The sequence below is a fragment of the Stenotrophomonas rhizophila genome (assembly GCF_020857975.1).
Classification (GTDB): Bacteria; Pseudomonadota; Gammaproteobacteria; order Xanthomonadales; family Xanthomonadaceae; genus Stenotrophomonas; species Stenotrophomonas rhizophila_C.
In genome coordinates this window covers 137,789-151,031 of record NZ_JACWUO010000008.1, presented here as the reverse complement: position 1 = coordinate 151,031, position 13,243 = coordinate 137,789, and the positions used below count along the sequence as shown (strand labels likewise).

The 13,243-nt window shown below is 68.5% G+C and carries 13 protein-coding genes and 1 pseudogene; 8 read left to right on the top strand and 6 right to left on the bottom strand.

What is annotated here, in order from left to right; genetic code table 11:
• The first annotated feature begins 1 nt into the window (after position 1).
• Positions 2 to 700, top strand: a complete 699-nt coding sequence (locus IC535_RS10170) for an alpha/beta fold hydrolase (RefSeq protein WP_228886136.1) — start codon at positions 2 to 4, stop codon at positions 698 to 700.
• Positions 701 to 1,205: 505 nt separating this feature from the next.
• On the opposite strand, the gene dkgB is transcribed toward IC535_RS10170, so the two are convergent.
• Both dkgB and IC535_RS10160 read right to left on the bottom strand, forming a co-directional pair.
• Positions 1,206 to 2,009: a 2,5-didehydrogluconate reductase DkgB gene (gene dkgB, locus IC535_RS10165; protein WP_228886135.1), complete on the bottom strand. Its 804-nt coding sequence runs from the start codon at positions 2,007 to 2,009 to the stop codon at positions 1,206 to 1,208.
• 82 nt (positions 2,010 to 2,091) lie between these two features.
• Entirely contained in the window at positions 2,092 to 3,306 is a 1,215-nt protein-coding gene (locus IC535_RS10160) for an MFS transporter (protein ID WP_228886134.1), read from the bottom strand.
• Positions 3,307 to 3,433: 127 nt separating this feature from the next.
• Here IC535_RS10160 and IC535_RS10155 point away from each other — a divergent pair, with 127 nt between their 5' ends.
• Both IC535_RS10155 and IC535_RS10150 read left to right on the top strand, forming a co-directional pair.
• A complete protein-coding gene (locus tag IC535_RS10155) occupies positions 3,434 to 4,336 on the top strand; it encodes a LysR family transcriptional regulator (RefSeq protein WP_228886133.1) in 903 nt (300 codons plus the stop codon).
• Between the two features lie 173 nt (positions 4,337 to 4,509).
• Positions 4,510 to 5,403, top strand: coding sequence for a S1 family peptidase (locus tag IC535_RS10150; protein ID WP_228886132.1), 894 nt, complete (start codon positions 4,510 to 4,512; stop codon positions 5,401 to 5,403).
• A gap of 30 nt (positions 5,404 to 5,433) precedes the next feature.
• Here IC535_RS10150 and IC535_RS10145 read toward each other — a convergent pair whose 3' ends face one another.
• Entirely contained in the window at positions 5,434 to 5,622 is a 189-nt protein-coding gene (locus IC535_RS10145) for a hypothetical protein (RefSeq protein ID WP_228886177.1), read from the bottom strand.
• A 169-nt stretch (positions 5,623 to 5,791) separates the two neighbouring features.
• Here IC535_RS10145 and IC535_RS10140 point away from each other — a divergent pair.
• The 3 genes and pseudogenes from IC535_RS10140 to IC535_RS10130 all read left to right on the top strand — a co-directional run.
• Positions 5,792 to 5,902, top strand: a pseudogene (locus tag IC535_RS10140) (LysR family transcriptional regulator); the annotation flags it as partial.
• Positions 5,903 to 5,949: 47 nt separating this feature from the next.
• Positions 5,950 to 6,396 (top strand): Rrf2 family transcriptional regulator, encoded by a 447-nt coding sequence (locus IC535_RS10135; RefSeq protein WP_228886131.1) that lies wholly within the window; start codon positions 5,950 to 5,952, stop codon positions 6,394 to 6,396.
• Complete coding sequence (locus IC535_RS10130) at positions 6,393 to 7,298, top strand: NAD(P)/FAD-dependent oxidoreductase (protein WP_228886130.1); 906 nt, start codon at positions 6,393 to 6,395, stop codon at positions 7,296 to 7,298. The genes IC535_RS10135 and IC535_RS10130 overlap by 4 nt, the downstream gene beginning before the upstream one ends.
• A 60-nt stretch (positions 7,299 to 7,358) precedes the next feature.
• Here IC535_RS10130 and IC535_RS10125 read toward each other — a convergent pair whose 3' ends face one another.
• Positions 7,359 to 8,318: an aldo/keto reductase gene (locus IC535_RS10125; RefSeq protein WP_228886128.1), complete on the bottom strand. Its 960-nt coding sequence runs from the start codon at positions 8,316 to 8,318 to the stop codon at positions 7,359 to 7,361.
• Positions 8,319 to 8,492: 174 nt separating this feature from the next.
• Between IC535_RS10125 and IC535_RS10120 the strand changes: the two genes are divergently transcribed.
• Both IC535_RS10120 and IC535_RS10115 read left to right on the top strand, forming a co-directional pair.
• A complete protein-coding gene (locus IC535_RS10120; RefSeq protein WP_228886127.1) occupies positions 8,493 to 9,347 on the top strand; it encodes a class I SAM-dependent methyltransferase in 855 nt (284 codons plus the stop codon).
• An 84-nt stretch (positions 9,348 to 9,431) separates the two neighbouring features.
• Positions 9,432 to 9,971 carry a pseudouridine synthase gene (locus IC535_RS10115; RefSeq protein ID WP_228886126.1) on the top strand — a complete coding sequence of 180 codons (540 nt, stop codon included), beginning with the start codon at positions 9,432 to 9,434 and terminating at the stop codon, positions 9,969 to 9,971.
• Between the two features lie 85 nt (positions 9,972 to 10,056).
• Here the strand turns inward: IC535_RS10115 and IC535_RS10110 are convergent, their stop codons facing one another.
• Together IC535_RS10110 and hrpB are read right to left on the bottom strand one after the other, a co-directional pair.
• Positions 10,057 to 10,446: a hypothetical protein gene (locus IC535_RS10110; protein ID WP_228886125.1), complete on the bottom strand. Its 390-nt coding sequence runs from the start codon at positions 10,444 to 10,446 to the stop codon at positions 10,057 to 10,059.
• 282 nt (positions 10,447 to 10,728) lie between these two features.
• Complete coding sequence (gene hrpB / locus IC535_RS10105) at positions 10,729 to 13,233, bottom strand: ATP-dependent helicase HrpB (protein ID WP_228886124.1); 2,505 nt, start codon at positions 13,231 to 13,233, stop codon at positions 10,729 to 10,731.
• Between the last annotated feature and the right edge of the window lie 10 nt (positions 13,234 to 13,243).

The window sequence follows — 13,243 nt, the reverse complement described above, 5'->3', positions numbered from 1 at the left end:
CATGACCGACCGCCTTCCCCTGCTACTGCTCCCCGGCCTGCTCAATGACGCTGAACTCTGGCGCGCGCAGGTGGCCGACCTGTCCGACGTCGCCGACTGCATCGTGGGCGACCAGACCCGTGGCGAGACGATGCAGGCCGTGGTCGACGACGTGCTGGCGCAGGCGCCGCCGCGTTTCGCCCTGGCTGGTTTCTCGCTCGGCGGCTTTGTCGCCCAGCAGATCCTGCGCACTGTGCCGGAGCGGGTGCTGCGGCTTGCGTTGATCGACACCTCGATCCGTGCCGATTCGCCCGAGCGCGCCGCGCAGCGCCAATCGCAACGGGCCGGCGTGCGTTTGCCCGGCAGATTCCACGGATTCGGCGATACCTTGATGCGCAGCTACATCGACGCCTCGCGGCTGGACGACTACGTGCTGGTGCAACGCGTGCGCGACATGACTGCGCGGCTGGGTGCGGAGGTGTTCCTGCGCCAGAGCGCATTGGAGCGGGTGGATGGCCATGACGTGCTGGCCGGGTACCGCGATCCGCTGCTGATTGTCTGCGGTGCCAACGACCGCATCACCCCGCTGGCGATCAGCGAGGAAATGCACGCGCTGGTGCCGGGATCGACGCTGGTGGTGTTGCCCGATTGCGGCCACCTGGCGCCGATGGAAAAACCGCAAGAAGTCAGTGCCGCGATGCGCACGTGGTTGCAGGCCTGAACCGCTGCCGGCATTGTCGGCATGAGGGGCATCGGCATGCACGCTTCGGCCCAGCCCGTGCGAATGGCGCCGGGTAGGGTCGCATCCCGATCGACTGCCGATAACGCTGCCACGTTCGTTGATGGCATGGCCACTATCGAAATGGCTGCTTCGGCCAAGGTCATGCATTAGACGCCCCGATCGGCATCACCGGCAGTCGATTGGCATCCGACCCTACCAAGGCGGTGCCGCGCTCGTTGATGGCATGACCTGTATCGACGTGCATGTTTCGACGGCCCGCGCGGATCGCCTCCTGGTAGGGTCGCATCCCGATCGACTGCCGATAACGCTGCCACGTTCGTTGATGGCATGACCATTATCGAAATGGCTGCTTCGGCTAAGCTCATGCGTCCGACGCACCAATCGGCAGGATCGGCAGTCGATTGGCATCCGACCCTACCCGCCGATGCCGCATCCTCCGCATCACCCCCACCGGCGGACCACGCGTCTGCCGATCAGCCGTCCCTCAATCCCAGGCCGGTGCAATGCCGTCCGGGTTGGCCAGGCGGTGGCCGCGGTCCAGGGTGGCGATTTGCGCCATGTCTTCGTCGGTCAGGCGCAGGTCGGCGGCGAGCAGGTTGCCGGCCAGGTTCTCGCGCCGGGTCGAGGACGGAATCACCGCATACCCCTGCTGCAGCGCCCATGCCAGCGCGACCTGGGCCGGAGTGGCCTGGTGGCGTGCGGCGATGGCAAGCATCACCGGCTCCTTCAGTACCTCGCCATAAGCAAGGCTCATGTACGCGGTGACAGCGATGCCTTGTTCGCGCAGGAATGCGATCAGCGCGCGGTTCTGCAGGTAGGGGTGGACTTCGATCTGGTTGGTGGCGATCGCATCGGCACCGAGGATCTCGATGGCCTGGCGGGTCTGGGCAATGGTGAAGTTGGAAATGCCGATCTGCCGGGTCAGGCCTTCGGCCTTGGCCTGCGCCAGCGCGCCCAGGTACTCGGCCATCGGCACCGCATCCTTCGGCGACGGCCAGTGGATCAGGGTCAGCTCGACATGGTCGGTGCGCAGCTTGCGCAGGCTCTCGCGCAGGCTGGCCAGCAGCGCGTCGTGGTGGAAGTTGGCGATCCAGATCTTGGTGGTGATGAACAGATCATCGCGGGCCACGCCGGATTCGGCGATGGCCTGGCCAACCTCGGCTTCGTTCTCATAGATCTGCGCGGTATCGATGGCGCGGTAGCCGACATCCAGTGCGTTGCGCACCGAATCGATCACGGTCTGGCCCTTCAGGCGGAAGGTGCCCAGGCCAAAGGCGGGAATGCTCATGGAAACTCCTTGATGGGGGACACCCGACGGTACGCCGTGGGGTGCTAACGATACGTAGGGAGGAAACAACGCGGTATTGCAGTCAATGCGCGGCGACGGTGATGCATTCGGCGCGGTCGGCGATGCCATCGCGGCGGTCCAGCCAGCCGCTCAGCACGGTCAGGCCCAGCGCGCCCAGCACCACCAGTGCGCCCAGCCATGGGGTGTGCATCAGGCCCAGGTGGTCCACCACCAGCCCGCCCAGCGAGGCACCGAAGGCGATGCCGACGTTGAACGCGGCGATGTTCAGGCCCGAGGCCACATCGGCCGCCTGCGGGGCGAACCGCTGCGCCTGCTTGACCACGTACACCTGCAGCCCCGGCACGTTGCCGAAGGCCACCGCGCCCAGCGCCAGTACGGTCAGCAGCACCAGCCAGGTGTTGTGCGCGGTGAAGGTGAGCACGAACAGCACGGCGGCCAGCAAGCCGAAGATCAGCTTCAACGCCGGGATCGGGCCGCGACGGTCGGCCAGGCGGCCGCCCCACAGGTTGCCGACCGCCACCGACACCCCGTATACCAGCAGCACGCCGCTGACCGCATTGGCCGAGAAACCGCTGACGTCCTGCAGGATCGAGGCCAGGTAGGTGAACGACAGGAAGGTGCCGCCATAGCCGAGCGCGGTGATCGCATACACCAGCAGCAGGCGCGGCTGGGCCAGCACCGCCAACTGCTGGCCGAACGTGGCCGGTTCACTGCGTTGCAGGTTGCGCGGCACGAACAGCAGGCTGCCAACCAGCGCGACCACCCCCAGCGCGGCCACCGCCAGGAAGGTGGCGCGCCAGCCCAGGTGCTGGCCGATGAAGGTGCCCAGCGGCACCCCGGTAACCAGCGCCACGGTCAGGCCGGTGAACATGATCGCGATCGCGCTGGCGGCCTTTTCCCTGGGCACCACCGAGGTGGCGATGATCGAGCCGATCGAGAAGAACACGCCATGCGCCAGCCCGGTCAGTACCCGGGCCACGATCAGCGAGCCGTAGCCCGGCGCCATCCAGGCAATCACGTTGCCCAGGGTGAACAGCACCATCAGCGCCACCAGCAGGGTCTTGCGCGGCACCCGCCCGGTCAGCGCGGTCAGCACCGGCGCGCCCACGGCCACGCCCAAGGCGTACAGCGAGACCAGCAGCCCGGCCGACGGCAGGGACACGCCGAGATCGGCGGCGATGGTCGGGATCAGCCCGACGATGACGAATTCGGTGGTGCCGATGGCGTATGCGCCAAGGGTGAGCGCCAGCAGTGCCAGGGGGATGCCACGGGACATGGACGTTACCGGTGGAAGGAAGAGGCTGCGCAGTCTGCGCGCGGCACTCTTGCCGAAAAAGCTGCCTTCACGCCAATCACTCTTGCCCCAAGGTCAATAATAGGCAACGCCCACCGCCGACACCGCCATGAAAACCACCCTCGACGAAATGCAGGCCTTCATCGCGGTGATCGACAGCGGGTCGATCACCGCCGCGGCCGAGCTGCTGGGCCAGACCACCTCCGGGGTCAGCCGGGCGCTGGCGCGGCTGGAGGAAAAGCTGGGCACCACCCTGCTGACCCGTACCACCCGACGCCTGCAGTTGACCGAGGAAGGCGATGCGTTCCTGGCCCAGGCCCGCGCGATCGTGGCGTCGGTGGAGGCGGCCGAGGAGCAGATCGCCGCGCGCCGGCAGCGCCCGGCCGGGCGCCTGCGCGTGGATGCGGCGACGCCGTTCGTGCTGCACGTGATCGCACCGCTGGTGGCCGGCTACCGGGCGCAGTACCCGGACGTGGCGCTGGAACTCAACAGCAGCGAACGCTATATCGACCTGCTGGAACGGCGCACCGACGTGGCGATCCGGATCGGGCCGCTGGCCGATTCCACCTTGCATGCGCGGCCGCTGGCGCACAGCCGGCTGCGGGTGATGGCCAGCCCGGCCTACCTGCAGCAGCACGGCACCCCGGCCAGCGTGGCCGACCTGCGCGGGCACACCCTGCTGGGCTTCAACGAACCGGACTCGCTCAACCATTGGCCGCTGCCCGGCGATACCGATGCGCTGCTGCACGTGCGCCCGGCGGTGGCGGCGTCCAGCGGCGAAACCCTGCGCGCGCTGGCGCTGGAAGGGGTTGGCATCGTCTGCCTGTCCGACTTCATGACCCACCGCGACCGCGACGCCGGCATGCTGGTGCCGGTGCTGCCGGCGCTCACCGTGGAGGTGCGCCAGCCGATCCACGCGGTGTATTACCGCAACACCGCGGTGTCGGCGCGGATCAGCTCGTTCCTGGACCATCTGGCCGCGGCGATGGTCGGCGACCCGTACGTGCGGTGATGCGAAGCACTCCGCCGCTGTAGAGCCTCTGCACCCGTGCAGCGCCTGGCCAGGTGCGCCACCTGTCTGCGTCAAATGTGCAATATGCACGGAAGTGTGCGCTGCATTCCTAGCACGCAAAAATCATCGTTCTACCATTGCGACTTCTCGCCATCTGTTGAACGGAGTAGCCCATGGTTGTTGCCGACATTCTCCATGCTCTGCGTGCTGCCGTTGTTCTGCGCGCGCAGCTGCCGCATACGCGTGTCCAAACCCCGACACATTCGATCTGCCGGATGGTGTGTCTGTCGGTGCTGCTGCTGGCGCCCCTCGTCGCGCTGGCTGCAGACGAACCGGTGCAACCGCGCATCATCGGCGGCGTCGACGTACCGGTGGGTGACTATCCCTTCACCGTATCGATCCAGTTGTCTTTAATACCTGGTCATTTCTGTGGTGGGGCATTGATCAGCGACCGAGAGGTGGTCACTGCGGCGCATTGCTATGGCACCTCCGATCCAACCCAACTCTTCGTCGTTGTGGGCCGCACCGATTTGACCGACCCGACCTCTGGACAGGTGCGAAAGGTCATCGCACGTACCATCCATCCGCTGGCCAGTGCGCCGGAGAGCCTGGGCAGCTACGACTTCGCGATCCTTGAGTTGGACGAGCCGGTAGTGGGTATCGAGCCGGTGGCGCTGGCGCCATTGGACATGTCGCTGGCAGATGGTGAAACGGTACGGGCGCTGGGCTGGGGTTGGGTAAATGCGGGCGACCCCGACAGCGGCACGTCGCACCTGCAGATGGTCGACATCCCGATCGTCGATACCCTGATATGCCAGGCAAGCCATGAGCAAGGTGACCCTGATGAGCCAAAAGGGACAGTGAACCCGGAGACCGATATCTGTGCGGGAGACCGGAGTGCGAGTGTGTGCTTCGGCGACAGCGGTGGCCCGCTGCTTGTGTGGCATCCAGCGCGGCATACGTATCTGCTGGCCGGAATTGTCTCCCGGGGTAAAATGGACTGTCCGTCGGCCCCGGGCATCTTCACCTCGATGATGTCGAGAACCCTGTGGGAAACGATGCCCTGACACCTTGCTGCGGCCAGCACTCCGCTCCGGTTACACCGCGTGCGCCAGCCTTGCCGCGGTGCCGGGCCCGGCATCCAGCACGAACACATCTACCGCATTGTTCAGCGCGATCGCCTGTTCTTCCATGCTGCGCGCCGCGGCCGAGCGGCCCATGAACTCGATCGCGCGCAGCTTGACCTTGATATGCGCGTTCACCAGCGCGTTGCTGTCGCGGACCATTGGGCAACATCACCATGGTCAATGCCGAAGACGTGCGCGCCCGAGTCAGCCTGCACCATGCACTGGTCGCCGAGGACAGCGCGGCGCCTACGGGGCCACAGGCAGGCGACGGTGGCGGCAGCGCCTGTGCGACCGCTCAGCCCGGCTCGGCGCTGGCCGCAACCAGCTGCGCCAGCCGATCCACGCGGTGTATTACCGCAACACCGCGGTATCGGCCCGGATCAGCTCGTTCCTGGACCATCTGGCCGCCGCCATGGTCGGTACCCCCTACGTGCGCTGAGCAGGGCAGGGCTGGACAGCTGGTCTATTTGTAACTATTGTTGTTACATGAAATCCAGCAACCAGTTCTCCGACGCCCTGCACGTGATGGCCCATCTGGTCGGCCAGGACGGCCCGCGCACTTCCGAACAGCTGGCCACCTGCCTGCCCACCCACCCGGTGGTGATCCGGCGCCTGCTGGCCATGCTGCAGAAGGGCGGGCTGGTCGCCAATGTGCGCGGCCATGGCGGCGGCAGCCAGTTGGCACGCGATCCGGCCGGCATCACCCTGCACGATGTGTACGTGGCGATCGGCGCGCCGCCGCTGCTGCATACCGGCGCGCGCGACAGTGGCCGCGGCTGCCCGGTGCAGCAGGTGGTCAATGCCGCGCTCGATGACAGCTACCGCCAGGCCCAGGCCCTGCTCGAACAGCGCCTGCGCGGCACGACCCTGGCCACCCTCGGCGCCGACTTCGCCCGCCATCTGGCCCACCACGCTGCAGGAGTTTCCCCGTGACCGTAGATGCCCTGATCGTCGGCGGCAGTTTCGCCGGCCTGTCCGCCGCCCTGATGCTGGCCCGTGCGCGCCGCAGCGTGCTGGTGATCGACAGCGGCCTGCCGCGCAACCGTTTCGCCGCGCACTCCCATGGCGTACTGGGCATGGACGGCATCGTCGGCAGCGACCTGTTGCGGCAGGCCAAGGCACAGCTGCTGGACTACCCCACGGTGCGCTGGCTCAGCGCTACCGCCACCGCAGCCCAGGCCACCGTGGACGGTTTCGCGGTGACCACCGCCGGCGGTGAGACCTGGGCCACGCGCAAGCTGTTGCTGGCCACCGGCATCCGCGACGAACTTCCCGCGCTGCCGGGCCTGGCCGAACGCTGGGGCACCAGCGTGATCCATTGTCCGTACTGCCATGGCTACGAAGTGGGTGGCGGCGCGATCGGCCTGCTGGGTGGACATGCGATGTCCACGCGGATGGCCGGCCTGCTGGCCGACTGGGGCCAGGTCACGCTGTTCGCGCACGGCATGGCGATCGAGCCCGATGAACTGGCGATGCTGCAGCGGCGCGGCGTGCGGTTGGAATGGGAGCAGGTCGTCGGCCTGGAGGGCGATGCACCGCAGTTGAGCGGCGCCCGCCTCGCCGATGGGCGCCACCTCGATCTGCGCGCGCTGTTCGTCACCGCCCGCCAGCACATGGGGTCGGCACTGGTCGAACAGCTGGGCTGTGCGCTGGAGGAAAGCCCGATCGGTGTGCTGGTGCAGGTGGATGCGCAGAAGCAGACCAGCGTGCCGGGCGTCTATGCGGCCGGCGATGCCAGCGTGGTCGGCAACATCACCCTGGCCAATGCCGAAGGCGTGCGCGCCGGGATCAGCCTGCACCACGCATTGGTTGCCGAGGACAGCGCGGTAGCCTGAACCACAACGGCCACCCGCAGGTGGCCGTGGGGAGTGGGCGGCAGCCGCCCGTGCGACCGTTCAGCCCAGCTCGGCGCTGGCCGCATCCAGCTGTGCCACGTCCGCAGCCGACAGTGCCACGCGCGCGGCGGCCAGCACGTCCTGCAACTGTTCGACGCTGGTGGCGCTGACAATCGGCGCGGCAACGCCGGGGCGCGCGATCAACCATGCCAGCGCGATCTGCGACGGCGTGGCGTTGTGTTTGCTGCCGATGTCATCCAGCGCGGTCAGGATGCGCACGCCGCGCGGGTTGAGATAGGCGTCCACCACGCTCTGCCCGCGCGCGCTGCTCTTGCCGGCGTCCTCGGCACGGCGGTACTTGCCGCTGAGGAAACCCCTGGCCAGCGAGTAGTAACCGATCACGCCGAGCCCGTGCTCGCGCACCAGCGGTTCCAGCTCGGCTTCGTAGCCGGCGCGGTCGTACAGGTTGTACTCCGGCTGCAGGGTTTCGTAGCGTGGCAGCTTGTAGTCGGCCGATACCGCCAGCGCATCGCGCAGGCGGCTGGCGCTGTAGTTGGACGCACCGATGGCGCGCACCTTGCCCTGTTCGATCAGGCGGCCGAACGCGGCCAGCGTGGTTTCCAGCGGCGTGGACTCATCGTCTGCATGCGCCTGGTACAGGTCGATCACATCGGTCTGCAGGCGGCGCAGCGAATCCTCCACTGCCGCGGCGATATTGTCGGCCGACAGGCCCGGGCGCTCGGCCCACTTGCCCACCTTGGTGGCGAGCACCACCCGGCCGCGCTTGCCGCTGCGCTGGAACCAGCGCCCCAGGATGGTTTCCGATTCACCGCCGGCGTTGCCCGGCACCCACGCCGAATACGCATCGGCGGTATCGACCAGGTTGAAGCCGGCGTCGACGAAGGCATCCAGCAGCGCGAACGAGGTCTTCTCGTCGGCGCTCCAGCCGAACACGTTGCCACCGAATGCGATGGGGTGGACCGTCAGGCCGGAGCGGCCGAGTTCGCGCGATGCAGTCATGGGCGATGTCTTCCAATGGAAATCCAGTGCCACAGGATAAGTCGGCGGACATGACAGCGTTGCGCCGAATGCCACAAAACAGTGTTCCGACTTGCTGCATCGCAGTAACGTTTTGTGAACACCTGGGACAGCGCGGCTGCTAGTCTCGCCGCATCCCGCCACTGGAGTACGCCGATGAAGACCCGTTCGTTGACCACCGCCTGCCTGTTCACCTTGTCCACGCTGCTGCTGTCCGCCCCGGCCCTGGCGACCAAGCCGGCCGGCCCCAATGCACAGATCGCGATCACCCCGGCGGTGCAGACGGCGGTGCAGGGCAACTGGCGCGATCCGGCCAACGTCAAGCGCGATGCGTGGCGGCATCCGGCGCAGACGCTGTCGTTCTTCGGTGTGGCGCCGGGCAAGACCGTCATCGAGATCACCCCGGGCGGCGGCTGGTACGCGGAAATCCTGGGCCCGCTGCTGCACGACAAGGGCACCTATGTCGCGGCGGTGGTCGACCCGATGGCGGTGCCCGAAGGCCGCGGCCGTGACTACCAGCAGCGCAGCCGCGACGGCCTGGACAAGAAGTTCGCCGCCAATGCCGCGCTGTATGGCAAGAGCCAGGTAGTGGCCTACAACCCCACCGCGCCGCAGTTCGGTGCGGACAACTCGGCCGACGTGGTGCTGACCTTCCGCAATGTGCACAACTGGCGCAGCGCCAACCAGGCCGAAGGGATGTTCACGGGCTTCTACAAGGTGCTCAAGCCCGGTGGCGTGCTGGGCGTGGTCGAACACCGTGCCAAGGCCGATGTGCCGGCCGACGACAAGAGCGGATACGTGGGCCAGAAGCAGGTGATCGCGATGGCCGAAGCGGCCGGCTTCAAACTGGCCGGCAGCAGCGAGATCAACGCCAACCCGCGCGACACCAAGGACCACCCGAACGGGGTGTGGACCCTGCCGCCGACCAACCAGCATGACAAGGCCGACGATGCCAAATACCAGGCCATCGGCGAGAGCGACCGCATGACCCTGCGCTTCGTGAAGCCCTGACCCACAGCGCCCGCTGCCGGTTGCCCTGCATCACAGACGAGCGGGGGATGGGACAATGGCCCGTCCCCCGCTGTTGTTTCCGCCATGCTGATTGCCTTCAACAAACCGTTCAACGTGCTGTGCCAGTTCACCGACCGCAGCCAGCCGCCTCGTACCACCCTGGCCGGCTTCGGCCTGCCGCCGGCGGTATATGCGGCCGGGCGGCTGGACTACGACAGCGAGGGCCTGCTGCTGCTGACCGATGACGGGGGGCTGGCGCATGCCCTCACCGACCCGCGGCACAAGGCCGACAAGACCTATTGGGTGCAGGTGGAGGGCGTGGTCGGTGATGAACAGCTGCAGGCGCTGCGCCGCGGGGTGCAGCTCAATGACGGGCCGACCCTGCCGGCGAAGGTGGAACGTCTCGATCCCGCGCCTGCGCTGTGGGTGCGCGAGCCACCGGTACGCTTCCGCAAGACCGTGCCCGACAGCTGGCTGGCGATCACCCTGCGCGAGGGCCGCAACCGCCAGGTACGGCGGATGACCGCCGCAGTGGGCTTGCCCACCCTGCGCCTTGTGCGGGTATCGATGGGCAGCCACGCGCTCGACGGCCTGCAACCGGGCCAGTGGCGCCAGATAGAGTAGAGCCACCCCATGGGTGGCTGCGTGTCAAAAAAAACCGCCGGACATGGCCGGCGGTTTTCGATGCTGCAACGGTAACCGGGCAGGATCAGGCGTCGCTGCCGATGTCGCTGTGTTCGTCCACCACCGTATCGTTGCGGCGGTTGCGCGCGCTGATGCGCTGCGCCTGGCCGTCCACCACGCCACCATTGGCGAGCTTCTTTTTCTGCTGCTTGCGGTACAGCGCGTAGCCGAGCAGGCCCACGCCCACTGCGGCGGCGGCGATGGTCACCGCCGGGTTGCGGCGGACGACCTTGGCCGCGACCTTGCCGCCGGTCCTGACTGCACCGAGGGCGGCACCGGCCTTGATCCAGTCGGTGGCCTGCGGGCCGAGGTGGCGCAGGTTGCTGCCGGCATGCTTGAGGCCGTCGCCGGCACTGCTGGCCAACTCCAGGGCGCGCTCGAGGGCGCGGTCGGTAATCACGGTCAATTTGCTCATGGGGGGTCCTTTGCCTAAGTTCTGGTCCAGTGTCGCGCGCGGTCCGTGTAGGGCGTGTGTTACCGCCGACCACGGCCGGATCACGACTGTAGCCGCTTGTGGGCGGTGCTGCAGGCGACACGGTTTGGGGCGGTCAGGCAGCAGCCATGAATGGGCATGCAGCGCATGCCCCGTGGGCACGTTGCCGGCAGCGCCGGGCGCTGCGCGGCGGCGGTTGCCGCTGCGTCCGCCACGCGGTGTTGCCTGTCCAACGCGTCGGCGGGGCAGCCCGGCGCCGCCGGTTCATGTGCCGCGCGGCTTGGCGCGGTGCGTCGCCGTTGCCGTCCACGGGTCATCCGGCCACGGGTGCTTGGGATAACGCCCCTTCATTTCCTTCTTTACTTCGGCATAGGTACTGGCCCAGAAGTTGCGCAGGTCCTGGGTGACCTGCAACGGACGGCCGCCGGGGGACAGCAGGTGCAGCGTCAGCGCGATGCGGCCATCGGCGATGCGCGGGGTGTCGGCCAGCCCGAACAGTTCCTGCAGTTTCACCGCCAGCACCGGCGCCTGCGGGGTGACGCCATCGGCCTGGAGCGCATACTGGATCGGCCGCTCCATGCCCGATGGCACGGCCATGCGCAGCGGTGCGTGGCGGTCGACCAGCTGGCGCTGCGCCCACGGCAGCGGCGATTTCAATGCCTCGCCCAAGCTCGACTCGTCCAGCGCGTCCAGGCGGGTCTTGCCGGCAAAGGACGGAGTCAGCCAGGTCGACAGTGTCGCCATCAAGGCCGCGTCGGACAGATCCGGCAGCGCCAGTTCCGGCATCCACGCACGCAGGCCGAGCACGCGCGCCTGCCACTGGCGCAGGCCGTCGGTCCATGGCAGCGCCGCCAGCCCCAGCTCGGCCACCGCCGCGGTCAGGGCATCGGCGGCGTGGGCCGGGTCCACCCGGCCGGCCGAACGGCTGTCCAGCACGATGCGGTCGAAACGGGTTTCGCGGCGGGCGACCAGTGCGCGCTTGTCGGCGTCCCAGCGCACCACATCCTGCTGGCTGAAACGCGCCGGGAAATCACGGCGCAGCCGGTTTTCATCCACCGGTGCGGCGCGCAGCAGCAGCGCATCGCGCGCCTCGTGTCGCAACTCCACTGCCACCAGCCAGGGCTCGCCGCGCAGGTCGCTGGGGTCGAACAGGCGCGCACTGCGGCCGTTGGCCAGCAGGTAGCGCAAGGGGTCGGTGGGATGGCGCGCGGCGATGCGGTCGGGGAAGGCATGGGCGAGCAGGTCGCCCAGCACATGCGCTTCCACCGAGCCGGGCGGCAGGGTGTCGCAGCGCAGGCGGCGCCGCCACTGCTTGCTGGCCGCATCGATGGCGGCAAGGGCGCCCCGATTGGCGTCGTGCGGGGCGCGGCCCTGGCGGAACGCGGCCAGCGCCCGCCAGCGCGCGGCCAGCGCATCGCCGCCCTGGCGCAGCGGGTCGCGCGCTTCCACCAGCGCGGCCAGGTCGCAGGCCAGGGCCTGTTCGCTGCCGCCGTGGGCGGCCAGCAGCATCGCCGCCAGCCTGGGGTGCGTGCCCAGCGCCAGCATGCGCCGGCCCGGTGCGGTCAGGCCACCGCTGTCGCTGATCGCGCCCAGCCGCTGCAGCAGCTCGCGCGCGGCAGCCAGTGCACCGGCCGGCGGCGGATCGACGAAACGCAGGTCATCGCTGCCCCAGGCGGCCAGTTCCAGTGCCAGCGCGGCCAGCTCGACCTGGGCGATCTCCGGCCGCCGCTGCGCTTCCAGCCGCTGCGATTGCGGCCACAGCCGCCATGCCCAGCCCTCGGCGACGCGCCCGGCACGCCCGGCGCGCTGGTCGGCCGAGGCCTGCGCGATGCTGACTACATCCAACCGCGCAAAGCCGCTGTTGGGGTCGTAGCGCGGCTCGCGCGCCAGCCCGGCGTCGATCACCACGCGCACACCGGGCAGGGTCACCGAGGACTCGGCCACGTTGGTGGCCAGCACCACCCGGCGCTGGCCCTGCGGGTCGGGCTGCAGCACCCGCGACTGCTGTTCCACCGGCAACTCGCCATGCAGCGGCAACACCTGCACGCCGGCCGGCAGCACCTGCTCCAGCGCGGCCTGGGTGCGCGCGATTTCGCGCTGGCCGGGCAGGAACACCAGCACGTCGCCGGGGTGCTCGGCCAGTGCCTGTTCCACCGCGCGCCGCGCCTGCGCTTCCAGGGCTTCCTCGCGCCGCGCCGGGAAATGGCTGATCGTCACCGGGTAGCTGCGCCCTGCGCTGCTCAGCCGCGGCGCGTCCAGGAACTGCGCCAGCCGCTCGCCATCCAGCGTGGCCGACATCACCACGATGCGCAGGTCCTCGCGCAGCTGCGCCTGCACATCCAGCGCCAGGGCCAGGCCGAGGTCGGCGGCCAGGTGGCGCTCGTGGAATTCATCGAACAGCACCGCACCCACGCCCTCCAGCATCGGGTCGTCCTGCAGCATGCGGGTGAGGATGCCTTCGGTGACCACCTCCACCCGGGTTCGCGCCGACACCTTGTTCTCGAAGCGGATGCGGTAACCGACCGTGCCGCCGACCTCCTCGCCAAGCTGGCGTGCCATGAACTGCGCGGCGCTGCGCGCGGCCACCCGGCGCGGTTCCAGCATCAGGATCCTGCGGCCTTGCAGCCACGGTGCGTCCAGCAACGCCAGCGGCACCTGGGTGGTCTTGCCGGCACCGGGCGGCGCCTCCAGCACCAGCCGTGGCTGCATTGCCAGGTGCTCGAGGATCTGCGGCAGCAGCGTGGCGATCGGGAAAATCGGGGTGTTCATCGCGCTAGGA